The sequence below is a fragment of the Mesorhizobium sp. WSM4841 genome (assembly GCF_055811515.1).
In genome coordinates this window covers 1-24280 of sequence record NZ_JBVVQC010000042.1, presented here as the reverse complement: position 1 = coordinate 24280, position 24280 = coordinate 1, and the positions used below count along the sequence as shown (strand labels likewise).

Sequence of the window (24280 nt, the reverse complement as noted above, 5' to 3'; positions counted from 1 at the left end):
GCAGCTTGCGTTCTATATGCTTTGGATGTTGAACGCTATGCGACCGCAGCCATTGCCTGGCCGGGCGGTCCGGCCGGAGTAGGGATTGATTGGCGGAAGATATGGGATTCTTCGACTTCGGCACGATTTTCTTTCTGGTTGCGGCGGTTGTGATCTTTTTCCAGCTGCGCAATGTGCTCGGCCGCCGCACCGGCAGCGAACGCCCGCCATTCGATCCCTATACGGCGGGCCGCACGCGCGAGGACGCCCAGAAGCCCGAGAATGTGGTCTCGCTGCCGCGCAAGCGAGCGCCGGGAGAGCCGGCAAGCGACGCCTATGCGGCGATCGACGCCTTCGCCAAGCCTGACACCGATCTCAACAAGGGCCTGCGCACGATCAAGGACAATGATCCGGCATTCGACCCGAAGACCTTCGTCGACGGCGCCAAGATGGCCTATGAGATGATCGTCATGGCCTATGCCGATGGCGATCGCAAGACGCTGAAGAACCTGTTGTCGCGCGAGGTCTATGACGGCTTTGTCGCGGCCATCGGCGACCGCGAGGCGAAATCGGAAAAGATCCAGTCCTCCTTCGTCGGCATCGACAAGGCCGACATCGTTTCCGCCGAGATGAAGGGCAGCGAGGCGCATATCACGCTGCGCATCGTCAGCGAACTGATTTCGGCGACGCGCGACAAGGCCGGCGCCGTCATCGACGGCGATCCCGAAACCGTCGCTGAGGTCAAGGATGTCTGGACCTTTGCCCGCGATACGCGCTCGCGCGACCCGAACTGGAAGCTCGTCGCCACCGAAGAAGAAGACTGAGCCCGGACCACGGCGGGGTCTGTCGTGTCGCTTTCTCAGGCGTTCAGCGAAAAATCCTTTGACGATCTGCCCGGTTGGGACGAGGACGACCATCTGGCTGCGTTCGCCGCTTTCCGGCGCTCGGCTTTTCATGTCATGACGAAACCCTATCGCTCCGGCGGGCTCGGCGTCGACTTCAATGCCTTCACCGAAGTCTACGCTGCAGCCCGCACCGTGTCGCCAACCGACCGGCGCGAAGCCCGCGCCTTCTTCGAGCGGCATTTCATCCCGGCGCACATAGGAGCCGAAAGCGGCGGCGCCGGCCTCGTCACCGGCTTCTATGAACCCGTGGTCGACGCCTCGCCGGTGCGAACCGAACGATTTGCGGTGCCGCTGCTGTCGCGTCCGGCCGATCTCGTCGACATCGACGACGCCAACCGGCCGCACGGCATGGATCCCTATCTCGCCTTCGGCCGCGCCACGCCGAACGGACCGGTCGAGTATTTCGACCGCGGCGAGATCGAGCGCGGCGCGCTTGCTGGCAAGGGTTTGGCTGGCAAGGGTTTGGAAATCGCCTGGCTCGCCGACAGGGTCGACGCCTTCTTCATCCACGTACAAGGTTCTGCGCGGCTCACCATGACCGACGGCCGGCTTTGCCGCGTCACCTATGCCGCCAAATCCGGCCAGCGCTTTACCGGACCGGGCAAGATACTGAGCGAGACAGGCGAAATCCCGCTCGAAGCGGTGACCATGCAGTCGGTCCGCGCCTGGTTCCAGGCGCATCCGGATCGCATCGACGAGATCCTGTGGCGCAACCGCTCCTATATTTTTTTCCGCGAGACTTCGGTCAGCGAGGCGGCTGTCGACGACCCGGAACTCGGGCCGATCGCTGCCGCCAAAGTGCCGCTGACACCGGGCCGCTCCGTCGCTGTCGACCGTCTGCTGCATACATTCGGGACGCCGTTCTACATCGATGGGCCGTCGCTGACCGCTTTCGGCAACAAGCCGTTCCGGCGGCTGATGATCGCGCAGGACACCGGCTCTGCCATTATCGGGCCAGCCCGTGGCGACCTGTTCGCCGGAACGGGACATGCGGGCGGCGAGATCGCCGGCGTTATCCGCAACCCTGCCGATTTCTACGCGCTGATACCGCGTCCGCTTGTACCGGGAGCGGGGCGATGACCCGGCGCATCGACAGGCTGAGCGAGGACGACCGGGTCCTGTGGAACCTGGTGGCGCGCACCGCCAAGCCGCTGAAGGGCAAGTCCGCCATCGACAGTCCGGACATCGGCCCGGGCATCGCTGATGACACGAAGCCACCGCCGCGTGTCCAGGCGATGGCTCCGGCTGCGGCGGCGAAAGCCAAGACGCAGCATGTTTCGCATGCACTCGACGAACCGACGCTGGAAAAGCTGTCGAAGGGCCGGCTGCCGATCGAAGGCCGCGTCGACCTGCATGGCCTGAGCCAGGACGAAGCCTATTCGCTGCTGTTTTCCTTCCTGCACCGGGCGCACGCCGGCGGCATTCGCTACGTGCTGGTCATCACCGGCAAAGGCTCCTCGTCGGGCGGCGACGGCATCCTGCGGCGCGCCGTGCCGGCCTGGCTGTCGACACCCGCATTCAGGCCGCTCGTCTCCAGCCACGACCATGCTGCCCGCAACCATGGCGGCTCGGGCGCGCTCTACGTCCGCCTGCGGCGCGCGCGCACATGAGAATGCACCCCATGAGGATGCACTTGTGACTCCGTTCGGCGAAAAGCTTCGCGCCCTGCGAAGCGAACGCGGCGTCAGTCAGAAGGCCATGGCCGAGGCGATCGGCGTCAGCGCCGCCTATCTGTCGGCGCTGGAGCATGGTCGCCGCGGCGCGCCGACCTGGACGCTGATCCAGAAGATCATCGGCTATTTCAACGTCATATGGGACGATGCCGAGGAACTCGCACGGCTGGCCGAGACCTCGCACCCACGGGTGAAGCTCGACACGTCGGGCCTCAGCCCCGCCGCCACCGAGCTTGCCAATGTTTTGGCCGAAAACATCGAAAAACTCGACGAAGCGGCGCTTCGCCGCATCACCGCATCGATCCGCGCCGCGCTGAAGCAGCCAAAGTGACGGCCTGCTACTGGACCGCGCCGACCAGAACCGGCTGGCCATCACGGATCGAGACCCAGCGGCCGGTATTGTCGATCGCTTGTCGCTTGAGGAAGCGGTAGCCGGTTCGGTCCCATGAGCGGACCTTTCCGTCCAGATTGTCGAGGATGTAGTCGCCCTTGCTTGTGCGCACCGTCAGCACGGCATGGCCCTCGCCGTCCGGCTTGCGCACGACGGTCATCAGAAGATTGGCGTAGGACAGGCCCAAGCGATTCAATTCGCGGCGCTTTTCCAGGACATAGTCCTCACAGTCGCCAACGCCCTTGACGGGATAGGCCCAGACCTCGTCCCTGCCATAGATGTCGATGTCGCTTATCGGCTTGACGGCGGTGTTGACCCTGGCATTGACGCTGAGGATCTTGCGCCAGAGCGCACCGGTCATGGTGGCGGGGGCGAGATGGCCCGGGTGGATCGAGCATTCGGCCGGACTGGTTTTGCAGAAATCATAGTGGCCGATCGGCTGCGATGTCGGCCCGCCGGTTGCCATTGGTCCGGCCGCCGATGCCGTCGTCGACCAGCCTGCCGCAAGTGCCAGCCCAAACAGTGCGCACACGCGTAGCGTTCTCGCCAGTGGTGAGGAAATCATTGTCCCCCTCGTCCCTTGTTGTTAACGAAAGGTTAAGGGCGATTGACAGTCCCTGTCAATTATACCAACGGCCAGTTTTGCGACATGGTTACCCGCGCGGCCGAAACAGCGGCTATTGTGCAACAGATCGACTGAGCGGACACGAGACCGCCGTTCCACCGGCCGCTCCCTTACTTGCTGGCGATGCGGACCAGCTTCGGCTTCACCGCAACGCGGGTCTGGCGGCCATAACTGGTGATGAAGTCGATGATGCGCGGCACGATTTCGGAGCGGAAGCGCGAGCCGTTGAAGACGCCGTAATGGCCGACCGCCGGCTGCATGTAGTGAGCGTGCCTGTCCGCCGGGATGTTGACGCAGAGGTCGTGCGCGGCCTGGGTCTGGCCGAGGCCGGAAATGTCGTCGTTCTCGCCCTCGACCGTGAACAGGGCGACATTACGGATATCGGAGGGATCGATGGCCACGCCGCGATGCGTCATTTCGCCCTTGGGCAAGGCGTGGCGGACAAACACGGTGTCGACCGTCTGCAGGTAGAACTCCGCCGTCAGATCCATCACCGCCATATATTCGTCGTAGAAGTCGCGGTGCTTCTCGGCATTGTCGCCATCATTCTTCACCAGATGCATGAAGAAGTCCTTATGGGCGATGATGTGGCGGTCGAGATTCATGCTCATGAAGCCCGAAAGCTGCAGGAAGCCGGGATAGACCTCGCGGCCGAAGGCCGGTACCGGCCACGGCGCCTGCATGATGACGTTGTCGCGGAACCAGTCGACGCCCTTCTCCTCGGCCAGAAGGTTGACCGCGGTCGGATTGCGGCGGGTGTCGATCGGCCCGCCCATCAGCGTCATTGTCGAGGGAACGAACGGGTCGCCGCGCGTTTCCATCAGTGCCACCGCCGCCAGCACCGGCACCGAAGGCTGGCACACCGCCATGACGTGGGTGTCGGGCCCCAGCGCATGCAGCATGTCGACAATGTAGTCGATGTAGTCGTCGAGGTCGAAGCTGCCCTCGCTGAGCGGTACCATGCGGGCGTCGACCCAGTCGGTGATGTGGACGTCGGCATGGGGCAGCATCGCCTCGACCGTGCCGCGCAGGAGCGTTGCATAGTGGCCCGACATCGGCGCCACGATCAGCAGCTTCGGATCAGGCCGGCGGCCGGCGGAAACCGCCCGCTCGAATCGGAGGAGATTGCAGAACGGCCGCGACCACACGGTCTTTTCGGTGACATCGACGCTTTTCCAGTCGACCACGGTCTTGGTCAGGCCGAATCGCGGCTTGCTGTAGCGGCGCGTCGTGCGCTCGAACAATTCGGCGGTTGCCGCGACCGAGCGGCCCCACGACGTGTGCGTGAATGGATTGAGCGGATTGGTATAGAACATCCGCACCGCATCGGCATAGAGGCGGGCCGGCTGCACGGCGGCGTGGTTAAATTCGTAGAACTGGTAGAACATCGAGAACCCCGCTGCTGCGACCGAAGGGACGACAGCAGCGTCGAGCCTTGAATCTCTCGCGCGGAGGTTAACAACAAACTGCTGCGATGCAATACGTCAAGTGAAGTGATTTATGCTCATACTTTCGTTTAAGCTGTTGAAAACCGGCTTTGAACGGCGGGAGCCGGCTTATTGTGCGAATGCGAAGGCCGGCAACGGGCAATCGCTACAGCATAATCTCAGACGCGTGGCATCACACGCGGTCGGTGCACACAGCGGTATGGCCCGAACTGATGAAGCCGAGCCGTCTGGCGGCGCCCTTCGACAGGTCGATCACGCGACCTCTAATGAACGGGCCGCGGTCGTTGATGCGCACGACGACGCTGCGGCCATTGTTGCGGTTGGTGACCTTCAGCTTTGTGCCGAAAGGCAAGGTGCGGTGCGCGGCGGTCAGCGCCGACGGGTTCATCCGCTCGCCGGAAGCGGTCTTCGAGTGCAGCGCGTACCAGGAGGCGCGGCCGCATTGAGCGGCGGCAGGGGATGCGGCGACCATCAGGCCAGCCGCGATCGTCACCGCGACAAGCGCGGTCTGGTTTGGTTTCTTCATCTGCGGCAAATGGCTCCGTTTGACAGACCCGGCCGTTACGGATCGAATGTGGCACGAAATGCGGCAATCGTCTGGCGGTTCCATGACTACTGTACACGTTTGGAGTCGGCGGGAAACAGTCTGTCAGGGAATGTTTAGATTGTGCCGATGTATGTCTGGTGGTCTTCGCACCCGCACCCGGGTGTTGCCGGCAAGAACCGGCCTTATCATGCAAGTAGATGTGAGAGCGATCGGGTCGCTTCCTTTCGCTTTGCCGTGGCGGTCATGGCTGAATTGAGGATCGACTTGGGAAGGAAATTCCGACGATGAGATTGATCAAAAATCTGCTGGCGTTGATCGTGCTCGCCATCGGCGCGCTCTGGTCGCTGCAGGGCGTCGGCCTGGTCGGAGGCAGCTTCATGACCGGCCAGTCGCAATGGCTCTATATCGGCATCGTCACCGTGCTGGTCGGGCTGGGCGGATTGGTGTGGGCGAACCGTTCGCGCCCCTGACATTGATACTGGCCTGACATTCACATTGAAATGGATCATTGATCAGGCCGGGTACCCTTCACCGCGTTTCGGGCAACCGGCTGCAAACATTTCTCGTTTTGCATCCTCCTCAGGCAAATCCATGCTGCGGATGGCCGAGGATTTGAAAACTGATCCCTGTATTCGCGGTTAAGTATAGTAGTCTTATCGACATTACAGAAATTGGAGAGAATGATGAGCGACGGCAGCCTCCATATCGATCGCCGGCGGGGCATCCGCCTTCAATGCCGAGCGCGCTGGCTGCCCAGCTGCCTCTATGCCCTCAAGGGCGCAAAACGTCCGCCAAAATGGCCGCAGCGGCTTGAAAACGAAGCAAAATCAACGGTGCTCGGCTTGTATATCATGTCACTAGAATTTATGTGTCATGTAAGCTTGGACGCGGTGGGGACGCCCGCCAGGCGTTTCACAACCGGTGGCCCTGCGCCATCGCACAACAGAGAAACGTTCGGTCTATGCTCACGAAAAAGGGCAAATACGGCCTCAAGGCGCTCGTCCATCTCGCGCGGCTGCCGGTTGGACAGCTCGCCTTCGTTGGCGATATCGCCACCGGAAACAACATTCCGAAGAAATTTCTCGATGCCATCCTGGTCGAGCTGCGTAACGCCGGCTTCGTCCAGAGCCGCAAGGGCAAGGAGGGCGGCTATCGCTTGGCGCGGCCGGCGGATGAAATCAAGATCGGCCATGTGGTGCGCGTGCTCGACGGGCCACTGGCCCCCATCCCCTGCGCCAGCCGCACCCGATATCAGCGCTGTGAAGACTGCAACGAGGCGACATGCCAAGTCCGACATCTGATGCTGGAGGTCCGGCAAGCGATCGCCGAGGTGCTGGATCAACGCAGCCTCGCCGAGATGCGCGATATCGCCGGCGAAGAAGACCTTTCGGTTGCGTTGGAGATTCAGGCCTGAGCCGGAACCGACGGCTCCCGAGGCAATTGGTGCGCGCATGACCGGTCGCGCAAATTCGATCGTCCCGAATTCGATCATTATTGTCGGCGGCGGCGCCAGCGGCGTCGTCCTTGCCGCGCATCTCCTGAAGTTGCCCAATCCCGATCTCCGCGTCACGCTGATCGAAAAGCGTCCGCATTTCGGACAGGGCATCGCCTATTCCACGCTGCTGTCGGCGCATGTGCTGAATGTCAGCGCGGCCGGCATGAGCGCCTATGCCGACGACCCCGGCAATTTCTGGCGCTGGCTGCTTGAACGCGGCCTGGCAACTCCAGAGCAGGCGCCGGCCTATGCGCCGCGCAGCGTCTATGCCCGCTATCTGAAGGAGCTGCTGGACGAGCTCGAGGCTCGCGAGACCGGGCGTCTTCGGCTGATCCGCGAGGAGAGCCTGTCGATCTCGCCGACTGCGTCCGGGGTCGAGGTGACGCTGGCCAACGGCACCAGCGTCGTCGCCCATCTTGCCGTGCTGGCGACCGGGCATGACGAGGAGCCGGGCGCCGGCCAGGGCCACGCGATCAGGATGGGATCAGAGGCCGACACCGCGCTGGACCCCGAATCCCGAGTCCTGGTGCTGGGCACCGGCTTGAGCATGGTCGATGCCTTCCTGTCGCTCGAACAGCGCGGCCATCGCGGTGAGATCGTGGCGGTGTCGCGGCGCGGTCTGCTGCCTTCGCCGCATCGCAAGGGCAATCCGATCAAGCTCGACGTCGCCGACATTCCGCTCGGCACCCAGCTTTCCTACTTTGTCGGCTGGTTCCGCGATCTGATCCGGGAAAACCAGAAGGCCGGCATCGACTGGCGCGACGTCGTCGACGGTCTCAGGCCGTTCAACCAGAAGATCTGGCAGAACTGGCCGTCTTCGGCCAAGCGCCGCTTCGTCGAGCACACCAAGGCGTGGTGGGATATCCACCGCCATCGCATGGCGCCGGAAGTCTATGGCCGCGTCACCGAGGCGGTTCAATCGGGCTGCATCCGGCTGGTCGCCGGGCGCGTCGTCGGAATCACCGCGGGTGACGATTTCAGCGTGCAGGTCCAGTCGCGCCACACGCAAAACATCGAGACGTTCGAAGTCGCCCGCATCTACGACTGCACCGGCATCGCCAGGGATATCTCTACCACCACGAACAGCGTGGTGCGATCGCTGGTCGATCGCGGGCTGGCGCGGCCGGACCCGCTGCGCCTTGGCCTCGACGTATCAGACAATTGCGAGGTCATCGCCAGCGACGGCACCGTATCGGCCAAGATTCTCGCGGTCGGGCCACTGACGCGCGGCACCTTCTTCGAGATCGACGCCATTCCGGATATTCGCGTCCAGTGCGCGCGGCTGGGCAAGCGGTTGCTGGGGTGAGGCAGAACCTGTTGATGCCGGAGGGGGGTGGGAAGGATCGTTGCAGGCAGAAGGCATTTGGGTTGGGACCACCGGCAGCGAAAGCCGGAATCCCATTCCCCGTCTGGCCAATGGATTGGCACGATCTATCTTCTTTCAGACTGCAAACGGCTGGAAAAGAAGATAGGCTGACAGCCTGCCCAAGGCGGTCGCTTGACCATGGAGCATCTGATATGAGCAAGCATAAGATTGCCGCACCCGACAGTTCCCCCTCGGGCAGTGCCCATTCGGACGAGGCCCCATCCTCAGACAGGGCAATGTCCCGCCTGCGTCCGCCCTATGCATCAGTTCTTGACCTGATCGGGCAGACGCCGGTCGTCGAGCTGACCAAATTCGACATCGGCAAGTGCCGGCTGTTCATCAAGCTTGAAAGCCAGAACCCCGGCGGCTCGATCAAGGACCGCATCGCGCTGTCGATGATTGCCGCCGCCGAAAAGCAGGGCAAGCTGAAGCGCGGCGGCACCATCGTCGAGGCGACCGCCGGCAACACCGGTCTTGGCCTCGCCCAGGTCGGCATCCCCAAGGGCTACCGCATCATTCTCGTCGTGCCCGACAAGATGTCGCGCGAAAAGATCCAGCATCTGCGCGCGCTCGGCGCAGAAGTGCGCATGACCCGTTCCGACGTCGGCAAGGGCCATGCGGAATACTACCAGGACATGGCCGAAAAGATCGCCGCCGAGCTGCCCGGCGCCTTCTATGCCAACCAGTTCGCCAACCCGGCCAATCCGCTCGCCCATGAAACCACGACCGGTCCGGAAATCTTTCAACAGCTCGATGGCGACGTCGATGCCGTGGTCGTCGGCGTCGGCTCCGGCGGCACGCTGACCGGGCTTGGCCGCTATTTCGCAAAGGTCTCGCCGAAGACCGAGATGATTCTCGCCGATCCGGTCGGCTCGGTGCTGGCGCCCTTGATCAAGACCGGCAAGATGATAGAGGCCGGAAGTTGGACCGTGGAAGGTATCGGCGAGGATTTCGTCCCGCCCAATGCCGATCTGTCTCTGGTCAAGAAGGCCTACTCCATCACCGACAAGCAGAGCATGCTGGCCGTGCGCGACCTGCTTTCGCGGGAAGGCATCCTCGCCGGCTCGTCGTCCGGCACGCTGCTTTCGACCGCGCTTCGCTATTGCCGCGAGCAGACCGTGCCGAAACGGGTCGTCACCTTCGTCTGCGACAGCGGCAACAAGTACCTGTCGAAAGTATTCGACGACTTCTGGCTGGCCGAGCAAGGGTTGGCCGAGCAGGAGCAGCATGGCGATCTGCGCGATCTGGTGATGCGCACGCTACGCACCGGCGACATCGTGTCTGTCGGCCCGGACGAAAGCCTGCTCAACGCCTATGGCCGCATGCGCCGTTCGGATGTCTCGCAACTGCCGGTGCTGGACGACGGCAAGCTGGTCGGCATCGTCGACGAAAGCGATATCCTCGCCCACGTCGAAGGCCCCTATGACAGCCGCTGGGACCGTTTTAAGGCCCCGGTCCGCACGGCGATGACCTCCAATTTGCACACGCTGCAGGCCAGCCAGACGCTGGACGCGCTACTGCCGGTGTTCGACCGCAACGAAGTCGCCATCGTCTTCGATGGCGACGAATTCATTGGCCTGATAACCCGCATCGACCTGATCAACCATCTGAGGCGCGCCCGATGACCATCAAAGCCACCGTATCGGGCAGGAATCGCCTGGCCTTCTCGACGCGCACGATCCATGGCGGCCAGAGCCACGACCCGACGACGGGTGCGGTGATGGTGCCGATCTATGCGACCTCGACCTATGGCCAGCAGAGCCCGGGCGTGCACAAGGGTTTTGAATATGCCCGCAGCCAGAACCCGACCCGCTTTGCCTTCGAGCGCGCCGTGGCCGACCTCGAAAGCGGCGCAGCCGCCTTCGCCTTCGCCTCGGGGCTGGCGGCGATCGCCACCATTTTCGAACTGCTCGATTCCGGCGCCCATGTCGTCGCCACCGACGACATCTATGGCGGCACCTTCCGGCTGCTCGAGCGGGTGCGCAAGCGCTCGGCCAACCTCCAGATCGACTTCGTCGACTTCACCGATCTGGCCGCGGTCGAGGCGGCGATCCGCCCGGAAACCAAAATGCTCTGGGTCGAGACGCCGACGAACCCGCTGCTGCGTGTCGTCGACCTCGAGGCGGTCGCCGCGCTGGCCAAGCGCAAGGGCGTAATCTCGGTTGCCGACAACACCTTCTGCAGCCCCTATCTGCAGCGGCCGCTGGAGGTCGGCATCGACATATCAGTCCATTCGACGACGAAATACCTCAACGGCCATTCCGACATGGTCGGCGGCGTCGCCGTGGTCGGCGACAACAAGGATCTGGCCGACCGGCTGAAATTCCTGCAGAACGCGATTGGCGCCATTTCCGGGCCGTTCGACAGCTTTCTCGCGCTGCGCGGCCTCAAGACGCTGGCGCTCAGGATGGAGCGCCATTCGTCGAACGGCCAGAAGATCGCGCACTGGCTGGAAAGCCGTCCCGACATCCGCCGCGTCATCTATCCCGGTCTCCCCAGCCACCCGCAGCACGCCATCGCCAGGCGGCAGATGCACGCCTTCGGCGGCATGATCACAGTCGAGCTCGACCGCGACCTCGCCGGCACAAAACGCTTCCTCGAACACACGCAACTGTTCACGCTGGCCGAAAGCCTCGGCGGCGTCGAAAGCCTGATCGAGCACCCGGCGCTGATGACACACGGCTCGATCCCGGCCGGGAAGCGGGCCGAGATCGGGATTTCCGATTCGCTGGTGCGGTTGTCGGCCGGGATCGAGGATGGTGACGATCTGATTGCGGATCTGGATCAGGCGCTGGCGAGCTGAGGGGCGTTCATGCGGTTAGTCCGTTGACCTGCGCCGCATTTCAAGCAACTGAACTTCGCCGGCGCCTGTCATTGATCGGGTTTATCACTGTCGGCGCCATTCGCTTTGCCTTGCCTGATTGTGCTGCCGGTCCGCGGCAAGCCGGCGCACTCGATTATCTTTTCCGACAACCAATCCAGGCCAATATCTGATGCCGATCTTACATGCCGCACGAGGGTGAACGTGAAGGGATCGACAGCGAGCGGCGGTTCAAGCACCGCAAGCCCGAATTGATTGGCGTATTTGGCGGCGAGTCTGGCCGGAACCGTTGACGAGAGATCGCTATTCGCGACAACGCCCATGGCGGTCATGAACATTGGAACGCTCGCGACGACCCGCCGCCGGAGCCGGCGCTTTTTCAAAGCCTGATCGACCATGCCATGAAAGCCGCCTCTGAATGAGACAAGCACGTGATCGAGTGCCAGGTAGTGGTCGAGCGATATCGGACCGTGCGCAACGGGATGGTCTTTCCTGACCACGACGACAAAGTCCTCATCGAAGACCGGCATCGCCTGGAATTCATCCGGCAAATCCCAGAAGCGCCCAATCGCCATCTCCATTTCGTTCGTGCGCAGGGCGTTCAGGCTTTCGGCTCCGACAGCGAATTGAAACGCGACCCGGCATCCAGGTGCTTCGGCGCGCAGCATCCCTATCAGCGGAGGGGCAATCACGGCGCCGACCAGGTCGTTGCCCGCGAGCCTGAAGGTGCGCGATGATGTTTCAGGTTCGAAATGCGTGGGAACGTCGAGCGCCGCGTGGGCAAGCCGAAGAATGATTTCAATCTGCGGAAGAAGCTGTGAGGCGCGAGGCGTCGGCTCCAGCCCGTTCGGACGCCTGATGAATAGGGGATCGTCGAACAGCTCCCGCAGCCGCGCGAGCGCATGGCTGACGGCGGACTGACTTACGCCCAGCGCTGCCGCGACAAGCGTGGTTTTCTGCAGCCGTACGAGATCGCGGAAGATTGCTAGCATGGTGAAGTCCAGCCGGCGCAGCTTCAGCTGATCGGTATTGGCTTTGCGCATCAACTGCATCTCCTCTTCGCCACGCGATCACCTGTTTCAGCGATATCAACTTCATTCATATCGCATATCTAGAGATTTCAGTTGATCAAATAATGGCAAATCCTATGATCGATGGCTAGACGCCGGTACTGCCATGGCCTGTGGAGCTTGGAAGGGAATTGCTGAACATGATGCGCACCCCAGTTGCGACAAAGCCCGGATCACTGGATCGAAGGCAGTTCCTGGGCATGGCCGGCGCGCTAGTCTTATCGGCGAACTTGACCGTGAAAGCGCAGGCCGCATCCCCGGACAAATTCGTGAATGCCTGGCTGCGCATCGATCCGGACGATCAAGTGACGATAGTGCTGTCCCAGTCGGAAATGGGACAGGGCATCCAAACCACCCTTCCCCTGGCGCTCGCGGACGAGCTCGGCGCCGACTGGTCGCGGGTAAGGCTGGAATGGTCCGATTTCGATCCCGCATACCGGCATCCGCAATATCAGTGGATGTTCACCGGCAACAGTGAATCGATCCCGACCTTCTTCCCGATCATGCGGACCGTCGGCGCTGCCGCGCGCGAGATGCTCGTCGAGGCAGCCGCGGCGCGTCTGGATGTTGCGGCCGCCAGTCTTCGCGTCGACAAGGGCCGCATCCACCATGATCCGACAGGCCGGATGCTGACCTTTGGCTCGGTTGCTGCGGACGCGGCGAGGCTTGAGGTCCCGAAAGATCCCCAGATCAAGCCGGCAAGCAGCTCGGACCTGATCGGCAAGCCGCAGCCGCGCGTCGACATACCCCCGAAGGTCGATGGATCAGCCATCTTCGGCATCGATGTGAAAGTGCCTGGCATGGTGGTGGCCGCCATCCGCCGGGCCCCTTCGCAAGGAGGATCGCTCGCGGCATTCGATGCAGCGGCGATCAAGGCCGAACGTGGCGTGCTTGCCGTCGTCGAAATTCCATCCGGCCTCGCCGTCGTTGCCAATGACTACTGGACGGCGAAGCAGGCTCTCGATCGGGCCAATCTTTCATTCACGCCTGGTCCGCTCGCCGGATATTCAACCGATGGCCAGAAGGCCGAATATGTCGCGCTGCTGAAATCCGCCCCGTTCGACACAATGGTCAAAGCGGGTGATACCTCTGCCGCTCTTGCGGCTGCGAACGACGTGCTGGAGGTCACATTCGAAATTCCCGCCCAGGCGCATGCGACAATGGAGCCGATGAACTGCACGGCCCATGTGACGCAGGACCGGTGCGAGTTATGGATTCCGACACAGGGCGTCGAGATCACCCATGCCGTCGCCAGGCAGGTGACGGGCCTCGCGGACGACCAGATCATTATCCATAGGACGTTGCTCGGTGGCGGCTTCGGCCGGCGGCTGCTCGCGGATTTCGCCAAGATCGCTATCATCGTTGCAAAGGCCGCTGGCCGCCCTGTCAAGGTCATCTGGAGCCGGGAAGAAGATTTTCGCTACGACGCCTACCGCCCGCCAATGCTTCATGCGGTGAAGGCGTCTCTCGGCAATGACGACCTGCCGGTGGCCATGACGCATCGTGTCGTCTCGCCTTCCCACATGCTCTACATTTTCCCGCGCGGCGCCATCAAGGCAGAGGGCGACTGGGCGCGGCCGATCATGCCGCCGGCAGCCTATGACAGCATGGCGGTCGAAGGTCTGACAAAGACGCCTTATGCCATTCAAAACTACGCCGTCGAGCAGCATCGCGTCGACACGCCGCTTGCCGTTTCCGTTTGGCGCACAACCGGCCACGGGCCGAACAACTTTGTCCTGGAAAGTGTTGTCGACGAATTGGCGCACCGCGCCAAGGACGACCCGCTTTCCTATCGGCTGAAGCTTGCCGCTTCCGACCCTCGTGCGGTCGCTGTGCTGAAAGCTGTCGGCACACTGTGCGGCTGGTCGAATGCTCTGCCCGCCGGACGGTTCCGCGGCCTGGCGCTCGCCAAGGCGTTCGGCGGCTATATCGCGCAAGTCGTCGAAATCTCCGTCAAGGTCAGAGACATCAAGTGTCACCATGTCTGGAGCGCCGTCGATGTCGGCCAGACGCTCGACCCGGGCATTGCCACGTCCAACATCGAAGGCGGCGTGGTCTGGGGCCTTTCCGGACTGCGCACGGAAGTCACCTTCGCGGACGGTGAGATCGAGCAGACGAACTTCGATCAATTCGATCCGCTGCACCTGTCGGAAACCCCAGTCATCACGACACAATTCGTCGAGAGCGGCGGCAAGCCGACCGGTGTCGGCGAGATTGGTCCGGTGCCGACGCAGGCCGCTTTCTGCAATGCCGTGTTCGCCGCGACTGGCGAGCGCATCCGGACCCTGCCGATTTCGCGCAGCGGCTATCAGTTGGTCTGACGGGAGCCATACAATGACGAGATTTTCAGTCAATGGGAGTGCGGTCACGGTCGACGCCGATCCGGACATGCCGCTGCTATGGGCGTTGCGCGACCACCTCGGGCTGACCGGCACCAAATTCGGCTGCGGCATCGCTGCCTGCGGCGCCTGTACAGTGCACGTCGATGGCCAGCCAGTACGCTCCTGTTCCTTTTCGCTCGCTGACGCGGAAGACAAGCAGGTCACAACGATTGAGGGGCTATCGGACGACCGCTCGCATCCCTTGCAGCAGGCCTGGATTGCGGAACAGGTTCCACAATGCGGCTATTGTCAATCCGGCATGATCATGGCCGCCGCCGCGCTGCTTAAAGATAGGCCGCATCCAACCGATGACGACATCGACGCGGCAATCACCAATCTGTGCCGCTGCGGCACCTATGCCCGCATCCGCGCCGCGGTGCATCGCGCCGTGCGCGGTGCGTGATGATTGGCCGTCCGCTTCAGGCGCGAGCACTCGCCGGCGTGATGCTCGGCGCGATGGCAGCCTTGGCCTTCGTGCCGCCGCTGTGGTCGCAAACGAAGGGCGACAGTACGTCGTCGGCCGACGCCTTCGACACGATTGCCCGCGTCATGGTCAGCCCTCGCTGTCAGAATTGCCACACCTTGACGGACTTTCCGCGCCAGGGCGACGACCGGCATCGACACATGTTCCATGTAAAGCGTGGACCCGCGGATGATGGTGCGGCCGGCCTGCCCTGTTCCACCTGTCACGGACGATCGAACAACGCAGCCAGCGGCGTTCCCGGCGCCAACGACGAGTGGCGGCTCGCGCCCCTCACCATGGGTTGGGACGGCCTTTCCCAACATGAGCTTTGCGAACACCTGAAGGATCCACAACACAACGGAAACCGCAATGGCGGTCAGGTCATCGATCATCTCAGATCGGCCCTCGTCAGATGGGCCTGGTCGCCAGGCGTCGACCGGACCGGGAAGACACGAACGACCCCGCCCGTCCCCTATGAGGAATTCACGAAGGATGCCGAAAGCTGGATGACGAGCGGAGCCGCATGTCCGAAATAGCCGAAGCTGAGGACTTGCCGGGTCGCGGCGCACCGAGCAAAGGCGGCGCCGATCGAGGCCGCCGCCACTTCCTGCAATGTGTGGCCGCAGCCACGGTCGCGCAGGCCGGGTTTTGCGGATGTGGACTTCATCCGGCGCTCGCGGCCGACGGCACCATCGCGGCGTCCGGCACGGGCCCTCTGGTCGATCCTGGCAAGGGCTACCTCGTCCAGCAGATTGGCGACGGGCTCTATTGGGTTACGGACGGTGCGTACAGCACAATGTTCATGGTCTCGTCGGCCGGGGTGGTTGCCTGCGATGCGCCACCCACGCTTGGGGAGAATTACTTCAAGGCCATTGCTGAAGTCACAGACAAGCCGGTGACGCATCTGGTCTACAGTCACGAACATGTCGACCATATTGCCGGTGCGCATCTGTTCGCAAAGGACGTCACGATCGTCGCCAACGCCCGGACGGCCGAACTGCTCGCTTCGCGGAAAGACCCGCGACGTCCGGCCCCAACCGTAACCTTCGACACGGCCTACACGCTCGAACAGGGAAACCAGCGCCTCGAACTGGCGTATGGGGGCATCAACCATTCGATCGACAACATCTTCATCTTCGCGCCTCGCCAAAAGACCCTCATGTTCATCGACGTCGTCTATCCCGGCTGGATGCCCTATAAGAATCTCGGCATTGCCATCGACATTCCGGGCTTTGTCGAGGCGCATCGCAAAGTTCTTGCCTACGATTTCGAAACGCTTGTCGCCGGCCACATCGACCGTCCCGGCAACCGCCAGGATGTCGAGACGCAGGCCGAACTGGTAAAGGACCTCGTCAACGCGGCGGAACTGGCCTATGCGAGCCTATCTTTCCCCGCCTTCCTAAGGCAGCATCCGCCGAGGCTCGCCGGAAGAACGGCCTGGGACCTCCATCAGGATTATGAGCAGACCCTGGTCTCCCAGATGCATGATGGGCTTCTGCCGAAATGGCGCGACAGGCTCGCCGGGACCGAAACCTACCTGCGCGACAATTGCTGGGCGATGCTCGAAGCTTTCGTCGTCCAGGGAAAGCCTGATATCTCGGGGCTGTAGCGCATTACCGCTCGTGGGCTCGATATCTGCGCATCGACGCCTTGCTTTTGCAACGAGCCTTGCGGATCAGCACCGACTACCAGTTGACCTGACGCGCGTCCGGCAGAATTGTGCTTCGTGCAATTGTCGACGAGCACCGCTGCCCCATGAACCCGCGCGACCCACCAAAGCCTACAGACGCCCCGCTCACCTTCGCCGTGCTGGTCTTCCCCGGCTTTCCGATGATGGCGTTCAGCTCGGTCATCGAGCCGCTGCGTGCGGCCAACGTCCTGGCCAAGCGGGACTGTTGAGCGGGGCCCGTGCCCCGTTGGGTAGTGAGGTCAGTTTGAAACTTCCCGGCTAAATGGCGCATCCAACTGTGAATTGACAAGGCGACGTACCCTCGCTTTGCTATCGGGGCAACCTGGAGGGAAAGTCATGGCTTACTCGTATCGTTGCAGGGACTATCCGGGAAACGAGGCCTGTCCAGCGACGTTCACGGCAGAGACCGAGGCGGAAGTGATGAAGCATGTCGAGCTTCACGGCGCGATCGCTCACGGGGAAGACCCGAAGCAATGGTCGCCGGAAGACCGTAAACAGGTCATGAAGCTAATTGTAGCTACCTAAATCCGCTGCTTGCACGAGCCGCGCAGCGCCCCCACCATTATCTCCAATGCTCGGCAAGCATTTAGGAGTTCGGCCCGATAGGCGACAACGCCTAGGCGCGATGGAATTTTCAAACTGACCCACCGCCCGTTGACCTGAGTGGTATCCGGCGGAATTCTGGCCTTCCCTGCAATTGCCCACAGGCACGGTTGAAGTCATGACCACTCGAGAGCACCACCAACCGATGGCAGCCGACACTCCCCTCACCTTCGCGGTGCTGGTCTTCCCCGGTTTTCCCATGATGGCGTTCAGTTCGGTGATCGAGCCGTTGCGCGCGGCCAACGTGCTGGCCAAGAAAGAATGCTACCGCTGGATCATCATCGGCGCCGCCGAAGGGCCGGTCGAGGCTTCGAACGGGGTCGTCATCCAGCCGGGCTTTTTCGCCGGCGATGCACCGAAGGTCGACCGCATCGTCGTCTGTTCGGGCGGTGATGCCGATCATCTCGTCGCGGAGGACGCGGTGGGGTGGATCCGCAGGAGCCTGCGCGGCGGCGCTCATATCGGCGCGGTGGCGGATGCCGCCTTCTTCCTGGCGCGGGCCGGCCTGCTCGACGGCCATGCCTGCACCTTGCATTGGACCAGCCAGGCGGCCTTCACCGAGGCGTTCCCGGACATCGAGCTCAGGCGCGATCTCTATGTCATCGACCGCAAGCGCTTCACCTCGGCCGGCGGGGTCGGCAGCCTCGACATGATGCTGGAGATCATCACCAACGATTTTGGCGCCGAACTCGCGGCCGGCGTCGCCGAGTGGTTCGTGCACAGCCCGCTGCGCTCCAGTGTCGACCGCAAGCTGATGCCGCTGCGGTTACGCACCGGCGTCCAGAACGAGCTGGTGCTGTCGGCCATCGCCATCATGGAGGATGCGGTCGAGGAGCGGCTCGGCATGGCGGATCTGGCGGAAAAGCTCGGCGTCTCCTCCGACAAGCTCGAACGAAACTTCCGCTCCGAGCTCAGCATCTCGCCCAACGGCTATTACCGCCGCCTGCGGCTGAAGCGCGCCGCCGATCTCCTGGCGCATTCGACGCTGATGGTGCGCGACGTGGCGCTCGCCTGCGGTTTTGCTTCGATGTCGAGCTTTGCGCGGGCGTTCAGGGAGGAGCATGGCCACGCGCCGAAGGTGGCGCGCAGGCAGTAGATTTTCGGCGCAGGGGAATTTGACTCCAAGACGTCGGCGGGACAGCACCCCCCTCTGCCCTACCGGGCATCTCCCCCACTTGGGGGGAGATCGGCTTGTCATCCCGGCTTTCGCCAATCTCCAGCGTCGCAAGGGTGAGCGGAGCGCCGCAGCTGCCAATCTCCCTCCTTGTGGGGGAGATGTCCGGCAGGACAGAGGGGGGCGCCGTAGAGCGCCACGCAACGACTTCAAGCGGCATCCCGCACAACATCTGCGGTATCCCGCACAGCCTCTGAACGACGCATGGCTCATCTTCCCCGCTTCAGGAGGCACCCCATGAGCATTGTCGTGTTCGACCCCGACAGCACCGAGGACGTGGATTTCAAAGACCGCATGCGCCACCCGGCGGCGTCCGATCCGGCAGGCGGCATGTGGCTGTCAGACACCGAGCCGTCCTTCATCGATGCGGACGCGCTGCGCAAGGGGCGGCTAGCCAAGCTGCGCGCCTGGATGCGCGAGGCCGGTTATGGCGCCGTCGTGCTATTCGATCCCTACAACCAGCGCTATGCCACCGGCTCGCGCAACATGTTCGGCTATTTTCTGCGCAACTCGACACGCTATTTCTTCATCCCCACCGAAGGGCCGATCGTGCTGTTCGAGTATCCGCAGAGCTACCATGTCTCGATGGTGCTCGACACGATCGACGAGGCGCGTCCGTCCAAGCTGGTCTGGTCTTCCGTTTCGGGCCGCGACGACGAAACCGCGGGTCCCTTCGCCGACGAGATCGCCGAACTGCTCAAGGCGCATGGCGGCGGCTCGATGAAGCTCGGCCTCGACCGCTGCGGCCATCTGCAGGCGCTGGCGCTGGAAAAGCGCGGCTGCGAGGTCCGGGATTGCCAAGGTGAAATCTTGGCCGTGCGGGCAGTGAAGACGCCGGAGGAAATAAAATGCCTGCAGGTGTCGATGGCCGGCGCCGAGGCCGCCGTCTATGCGGTGCGCGAGTCAATCAAGCCCGGCGTTTCCGAAAACGATCTGTTCGCCATCATGTATCACGAGGTGATCCGGCAAGGCGGCGAGTTCATCGAAACCCGCCTGCTGACCTCGGGCCAGCGCACCAACCCATGGTTCAAAGAGGCCAGCGGCCGCAAGATCAGGCCGGGCGAACTTTTGGCGCTGGATACCGATACGATCGGCTGCTACGGCTATTATTCGGACTTCTCGCGCACGTTCCGCTGCGGGCCGGGCAAGCCGACGGATTATCAGAAGTCGCTCTACCGCATGGCCCACGATCAGGTTCAGCACAACATCTCGATCGTCAGGCCGGGCATGGCGTTTCGCGAGATTGCCGAAAAGGCCTGGAATATCCCGGATCGCTTCGTCGACCAGCGCTATACGTCTGTCATGCACGGCGTCGGCATGCATGGCGAGACGCCGTTCATCGCGCACGCCATGGACTACGAGACCTATGGCCGCGACGGTTTTGTCGTACCCGGCATGGTGGTGAGCGTCGAAAGCTATATTGGCGAGAAAGGCGGACGCGAGGGTGTCAAGCTCGAGGACGAGATCCTGGTCACCGAGACCGGCACCGAACTTCTGTCGCGCTTTCCCTATGAGGACGATTTTCTGGAGAAACAGGTTTGATCCCAGCATCCACCACTGGTCGCGGTGCGGTATCGCAAATCTTCGGGACTAACCGCAGCGCTCATGCTTTCGTCATCCTAGGGCGGAGCAAGGAGCGCAGCGACGCGGCGCAGACCCTAGGATCCATGCCGTTACATCTAGGCTTCGAGACGGTGCAGAACTCTGTTCCGCTGCATTCTTCACTAGAGGTAACGGCATGGATTCCAGGGTCTTCGCGACGCCGCTTCGCGGCTGATTCGCCCTGGAATGACGAAGTTCAGGTATCCGAATGAAGAGCCCGGTCTCGATCAAACGCGGCACGGTGGCCGCGGTGTTCGTTGACCTCCAGGAGGAGCATCGGCAGGACAAGCGTTATCTGGTCGAGGGTTTTGCCGACATTCTGGCCAACGTCCAGCGCCTGCAGGCGGCGGCGCGGGTCAACGATGTGCTGCTCTACCATTCGGCCTATATCGTCGATCTCACCAGGGAGGCGCGGCGGTTCCATCCGGTCGATGCGAATGGCAGGTCGGCCTTCTCCGACAAGGACGATCCGCTGACGGCGATCTGTCCGGAAGTGGCGCCGGTCGCCGGCGAGATGATGCTGGTCAAGACCGAGGCCAGCGCCTTCGGTGCAGGCCCCGCCGCGGGGCGGCTCAAGGCCGAAGGGATCGAGTGGCTGGTCGTTGCCGGCGTGTGGACCGAGGCCTGCATCGACGCCACCGTTAGGGATGCGGTGTCATCAGGCTTTCGGGTGCTGCTGGTCAAGGATGCCTGCGGCAGCGGCAGCACGGCAATGCACCAGACCGCAATCCTCAACCTTGCCAACCGGCTCTATGGCGGCGCCGTGACCACCACCGACGGCGCCTGCCGGCTGATGGCAGGCGAGACGGTCGATGCATGGCAGGTCCAAGGTTCCGTGCCTTTGCGCTTCACCTATGAAAATGCGGCCCGGCTCTACGACGAGCTCTGATGCTTCCAGGTGGGACCGGATGGCGATGGTCAGCGGCGCCGAAAAAACCGAAAAAGCAAAACGGGAAAAATACGCGACGCTGCTCGATCCGGCGCTGTGGGCCTATATCGACCGGGTCAACGCATGGTATCCGCCCGAAATCGACCTGCCGGTCGACAAGCAGCGGTCGGTCTACGACGCGATGTGCCGGGCGTTTCACGCGGGCACTCCCGCAGGCGTTGAAGCCAGCGACGGCACGGTTGTTGCCGGCGGCCACGCGATCCCGATCAGGCGCTACCAGCTGGCGGGCAAGGCGCCGCAGGCGCTGGTCGTCTATTATCACGGCGGCGGCTTTGTGCTTGGCGGCCTCGACAGCCATGACGACATCTGCGCCGAGATCTGCGCCGGCACCGGCTTTGCGGTCTTATCCGCCGACTACCGGCTGGCGCCCGAACATCTGCATCCGGCCGCCTTCGACGATGCGCTGGCGGTGTTCGAATGGGCGGCGACAAGCGGGCTGCCGGTTGTGCTGTGCGGCGAGAGCGCCGGCGGCAATCTTGCCGCCGCGGTCGCGCACGCGGCGCGCCGCCATCCTCGCCGCGCAATTGGCCAGGTGCTGGTCTACCCCGAGCTGGGCGGTGACGAGAGCGCCGGCTCCTATGTTGAGCACGCCGAGGCGCCGCTGCTCACCCTCAGCGACATCGAATTCTATCGCCAGGTCCGCTCCGGCAAGGCACAGTCGCCGGACGACCCGACCTTCCTGCCGCTGCACGACAGCGACTTCTCCGGCCTGCCGCCGACGGTCATCGTCACAGCGCAATGCGATCCGCTGTCATCGGACGGCGAGGCCTATCGCGACCGCATCCTTGCCGCCGGCGGCCGCGCCTGGTGGTACGAGGAGCAGCGCCTCGTGCACAGTTTCCTGCGCGCCCGCAAAACCGTGCCGCGGGCCGGCGAAGCGTTCACCCGCATCGTCGCCGCCATCGCCACGCTCGGCAAGGGCGACTGGTTGTAGGGAACCCGCGAAGGCCCCCTCATCCGGCCGCTTCGCGGCCACCTTCTCCCCGAGGGGAGAAGAGATCGCCCACGCCGGTGCCAGCCTTTTCTCCCCGCCGGGGAGAGAAGGTGGCCCGAAGGGCCGGATGAGGGGGCCTTACAAGCACCCCACTCTTCACCTCTGCGGAACAGCGCACAACAGCTGCGGAAACCCGAACACTTTCCCGCTAAATCCCACACTATCATTGCCCATGGACAAAGGCGCCCGGCGGCCGCATCCGCCCCCGCGACGCGGTCGACCGGGCGCCGGCAGGGAGGATTCGACGATGAAGTTCATGTTGACCGACAGAGCGTTGCATCCGCAGGCCGAGCCCGTCGCCGACGGCTTCAAGAAGGGCGGCATGAACCGGCGCGAATATCTCGCCACCATGGCAGCACTTGGCGTCAGCGCCGCCGGCGCGCTGGCGCTTGGCGGCCTTGCGCCCTCCCCGGCCAGGGCGCAGGAGCCGAAGCGCGGCGGCGTCTTGCGCGTCGCCATGAACGTCAAGGGCTGGAAGGACCCGCGCACCTTCGACGGCGTCGAAATGTCCAACGTCGCCCGCCAGTGCAACGAATATCTGGTGCGCTGGAACCGCGATTTCACCTTCGAGCCGTGGCTGCTTGAGAGCTGGGAGACCAGTGATGACGCTCGCGTGCTCACGCTGCACGTCCGCAAGGGCATCACCTGGTCGAACGGCGACACTTTCAACGCCGACGACGTCGTCCACAACCTGATGCGCTGGTGCGATGCAAGCGTTGCCGGCAATTCGGTCGCCGAGCGCATGGGCGCGCTGGTCGACGCCGCCACCAAGAAACCGGTCGACGGCGGCATCGAGCGTGTCGACGACTTTACCGTCCGGCTCAATTTGCCGAAGCCCGACGTTTCGCTGATTGCCGGCATGACCGACTATCCGGCGCTGATCATGCATCGCAGCTACGATGGCGACGGCGATCCGCTGAAGGCGCTGGCGATCACCACAGGACCTTGCGAGCTGGTGGCATGGGACGCCGAAGTCGGCGCCGAGGTCCGCCGCAAGGACAAGCCGTGGTGGAAAGGCGACTTCTGGCTCGACGGCATCCAATGGGTCGACTACGGCTCCGATCCCAATGCGATGTTTTCGGCATTTGAATCGGGCGAGATCGACACCAACCACGAAACCGCCGCCGATACGGTTTCGCAAACCGATGCCATGGAGCTAAGCAATTCGGAGCTTGCCACCGGCTCGACCATCGTCGCGCGTTTCAACGTCGGCAATCCGCCCTATGACGACATCAGGGTGCGGCGCGCCGCCCAGCTCGCCGTCGACAACGCCGCAATCCTGAAGATCGGCATGGACGACCGCGGCAAGCCGGCCGAGAACCACCATGTCGGCCCGATGCACGCCGAATACGCCGATATTGGCCCGGCCGTCCGCAATATCGATCAAGCCAAGGCGCTGCTTGCCGAGGCCGGCAAATCCGACCACGAATACGACCTCATCTCCGTCGATGTCGACTGGCAGAAGAACACCGGCGACGCCATCGCCGCGCAGATGCGCGACGCCGGGCTGAAGGTCAAACGAACCGTGCTGCCGGCGGCGACGTTCTGGAACGACTGGAGCAAATATCCCTTCTCCTGCACCGAGTGGCTCGGCCGGCCGCTGGGCGTCCAGGTGCTGGCCCTGGCCTACAGATCCGGCGCCGCCTGGAACGAGACCGCCTACGCCAATCCAGAGTTCGACGCCTTGCTCGACAAGGCGCTGGCCACACCCGACGCCGGCGAGCGCCGCGAGATCATGGCCAAGATCGAGCAGAACCTGCGCGACTCCGGCATCATCATCCAGCCCTACTGGCGCTCGGTTTATCGGACGTTCCGCAAGGGCGTGCATGGCTGCGAGCAGCACCAGTCGCTGGAGCAGCATTTCGACAAGGTTTGGCTCGAGGCGTGAACGCGGGTGCCGTCCCTCCAGCCTCTCAAGACCTGGTTCTTCGCCCACGCGAAACGGGGGGATAGGTGGCCGCGAAGCGGACGGAGAGAGGGGTCTTTCATTGCGGGCGCAGTCCCCCTCTCCGTCGCGGCTTCGCCGCGCCACCTTGTATGGGGCTTTCGCTGTCAAGGGGCCTTTTCAAGGCGGCCATCCCTTTGTTCGACGGTTTGGCGGCCA

The 24280-nt window shown here is 63.2% G+C and carries 23 protein-coding genes and 1 pseudogene; 20 read left to right on the top strand and 4 right to left on the bottom strand.

Annotation, left to right across the window (positions count from 1 at the left end):
• Positions 1-101 precede the first annotated feature (101 nt).
• The 4 genes from AC0L14_RS31315 to AC0L14_RS31300 are packed head-to-tail and all read left to right on the top strand — an operon-like array spanning position 102 to position 2888.
• Positions 102-803 carry a Tim44/TimA family putative adaptor protein gene (locus AC0L14_RS31315; protein ID WP_123148711.1) on the top strand — a complete coding sequence of 234 codons (702 nt, stop codon included), beginning with the start codon at positions 102-104 and terminating at the stop codon, positions 801-803.
• A gap of 24 nt (positions 804-827) precedes the next feature.
• On the top strand, positions 828-1964 hold the full coding sequence (gene mltA / locus AC0L14_RS31310; RefSeq protein ID WP_473751794.1) for a murein transglycosylase A: 1137 nt from the start codon (positions 828-830) through the stop codon (positions 1962-1964).
• Positions 1961-2494 carry a Smr/MutS family protein gene (locus tag AC0L14_RS31305; RefSeq protein WP_123148709.1) on the top strand — a complete coding sequence of 178 codons (534 nt, stop codon included), beginning with the start codon at positions 1961-1963 and terminating at the stop codon, positions 2492-2494. Before mltA ends, AC0L14_RS31305 begins: the two co-directional genes overlap by 4 nt.
• Before the next feature lie 25 nt (positions 2495-2519).
• Complete coding sequence (locus AC0L14_RS31300; protein ID WP_123148708.1) at positions 2520-2888, top strand: helix-turn-helix domain-containing protein; 369 nt, start codon at positions 2520-2522, stop codon at positions 2886-2888.
• Positions 2889-2895: 7 nt separating this feature from the next.
• On the opposite strand, the gene AC0L14_RS31295 is transcribed toward AC0L14_RS31300, so the two are convergent.
• The 3 genes from AC0L14_RS31295 to AC0L14_RS31285 all read right to left on the bottom strand — a co-directional run bounded on the left by AC0L14_RS31295 (position 2896) and on the right by AC0L14_RS31285 (position 5547).
• Complete coding sequence (locus AC0L14_RS31295; protein WP_473485794.1) at positions 2896-3513, bottom strand: transglutaminase-like cysteine peptidase; 618 nt, start codon at positions 3511-3513, stop codon at positions 2896-2898.
• 170 nt (positions 3514-3683) lie between these two features.
• A complete protein-coding gene (locus tag AC0L14_RS31290; protein ID WP_473485793.1) occupies positions 3684-4961 on the bottom strand; it encodes a polyhydroxyalkanoate depolymerase in 1278 nt (425 codons plus the stop codon).
• A gap of 232 nt (positions 4962-5193) precedes the next feature.
• On the bottom strand, positions 5194-5547 hold the full coding sequence (locus AC0L14_RS31285) for a septal ring lytic transglycosylase RlpA family protein (RefSeq protein ID WP_123148705.1): 354 nt from the start codon (positions 5545-5547) through the stop codon (positions 5194-5196).
• Between the two features lie 305 nt (positions 5548-5852).
• On the opposite strand from AC0L14_RS31285, the gene AC0L14_RS31280 reads away from it, so the two are divergent.
• From AC0L14_RS31280 to AC0L14_RS31260, 5 genes are all read left to right on the top strand, one after another.
• The gene (locus tag AC0L14_RS31280) at positions 5853-6038 is read left to right on the top strand and encodes a hypothetical protein (RefSeq protein WP_123148704.1); all 186 of its coding nucleotides are present in this window, start codon (positions 5853-5855) and stop codon (positions 6036-6038) included.
• Between the two features lie 491 nt (positions 6039-6529).
• Positions 6530-6982 (top strand): RrF2 family transcriptional regulator, encoded by a 453-nt coding sequence (locus AC0L14_RS31275; protein WP_473751793.1) that lies wholly within the window; start codon positions 6530-6532, stop codon positions 6980-6982.
• 37 nt (positions 6983-7019) lie between these two features.
• Positions 7020-8369, top strand: a complete 1350-nt coding sequence (locus tag AC0L14_RS31270) for an FAD/NAD(P)-binding protein (protein ID WP_473751792.1) — start codon at positions 7020-7022, stop codon at positions 8367-8369.
• Between the two features lie 212 nt (positions 8370-8581).
• A complete protein-coding gene (locus tag AC0L14_RS31265) occupies positions 8582-10054 on the top strand; it encodes a pyridoxal-phosphate dependent enzyme (RefSeq protein ID WP_473525969.1) in 1473 nt (490 codons plus the stop codon).
• Positions 10051-11232, top strand: a complete 1182-nt coding sequence (locus AC0L14_RS31260; protein ID WP_473485788.1) for a cystathionine gamma-synthase — start codon at positions 10051-10053, stop codon at positions 11230-11232. The genes AC0L14_RS31265 and AC0L14_RS31260 overlap by 4 nt, the downstream gene beginning before the upstream one ends.
• Before the next feature lie 68 nt (positions 11233-11300).
• Here AC0L14_RS31260 and AC0L14_RS31255 read toward each other — a convergent pair whose 3' ends face one another.
• A complete protein-coding gene (locus AC0L14_RS31255) occupies positions 11301-12293 on the bottom strand; it encodes a LysR family transcriptional regulator (protein ID WP_473485826.1) in 993 nt (330 codons plus the stop codon).
• A gap of 167 nt (positions 12294-12460) precedes the next feature.
• On the opposite strand from AC0L14_RS31255, the gene AC0L14_RS31250 reads away from it, so the two are divergent.
• The 11 genes and pseudogenes from AC0L14_RS31250 to AC0L14_RS31200 all read left to right on the top strand — a co-directional run bounded on the left by AC0L14_RS31250 (position 12461) and on the right by AC0L14_RS31200 (position 24064).
• A complete protein-coding gene (locus AC0L14_RS31250; RefSeq protein ID WP_473751790.1) occupies positions 12461-14641 on the top strand; it encodes a xanthine dehydrogenase family protein molybdopterin-binding subunit in 2181 nt (726 codons plus the stop codon).
• Positions 14642-14654: 13 nt separating this feature from the next.
• Positions 14655-15104, top strand: coding sequence for a (2Fe-2S)-binding protein (locus tag AC0L14_RS31245; protein ID WP_473751789.1), 450 nt, complete (start codon positions 14655-14657; stop codon positions 15102-15104).
• Positions 15104-15700, top strand: a complete 597-nt coding sequence (locus AC0L14_RS31240) for a hypothetical protein (protein WP_473751788.1) — start codon at positions 15104-15106, stop codon at positions 15698-15700. Before AC0L14_RS31245 ends, AC0L14_RS31240 begins: the two co-directional genes overlap by 1 nt.
• On the top strand, positions 15688-16773 hold the full coding sequence (locus AC0L14_RS31235; RefSeq protein WP_473751787.1) for an MBL fold metallo-hydrolase: 1086 nt from the start codon (positions 15688-15690) through the stop codon (positions 16771-16773). Before AC0L14_RS31240 ends, AC0L14_RS31235 begins: the two co-directional genes overlap by 13 nt.
• A gap of 146 nt (positions 16774-16919) precedes the next feature.
• Positions 16920-17060 (top strand): annotated as a pseudogene (locus tag AC0L14_RS31230) (GlxA family transcriptional regulator); the annotation flags it as partial.
• Between the two features lie 130 nt (positions 17061-17190).
• The gene (locus tag AC0L14_RS31225) at positions 17191-17379 is read left to right on the top strand and encodes a DUF1059 domain-containing protein (RefSeq protein WP_095519966.1); all 189 of its coding nucleotides are present in this window, start codon (positions 17191-17193) and stop codon (positions 17377-17379) included.
• 196 nt (positions 17380-17575) lie between these two features.
• A complete protein-coding gene (locus AC0L14_RS31220; protein ID WP_473751786.1) occupies positions 17576-18553 on the top strand; it encodes a GlxA family transcriptional regulator in 978 nt (325 codons plus the stop codon).
• A gap of 315 nt (positions 18554-18868) precedes the next feature.
• Complete coding sequence (locus AC0L14_RS31215; RefSeq protein ID WP_473525973.1) at positions 18869-20173, top strand: M24 family metallopeptidase; 1305 nt, start codon at positions 18869-18871, stop codon at positions 20171-20173.
• 268 nt (positions 20174-20441) lie between these two features.
• Complete coding sequence (locus AC0L14_RS31210) at positions 20442-21122, top strand: isochorismatase family protein (protein ID WP_473485780.1); 681 nt, start codon at positions 20442-20444, stop codon at positions 21120-21122.
• A gap of 19 nt (positions 21123-21141) precedes the next feature.
• Positions 21142-22116, top strand: coding sequence for an alpha/beta hydrolase (locus AC0L14_RS31205; RefSeq protein ID WP_473525974.1), 975 nt, complete (start codon positions 21142-21144; stop codon positions 22114-22116).
• A gap of 307 nt (positions 22117-22423) precedes the next feature.
• On the top strand, positions 22424-24064 hold the full coding sequence (locus AC0L14_RS31200; protein WP_473485778.1) for an ABC transporter substrate-binding protein: 1641 nt from the start codon (positions 22424-22426) through the stop codon (positions 24062-24064).
• Positions 24065-24280: the final 216 nt, after the last annotated feature.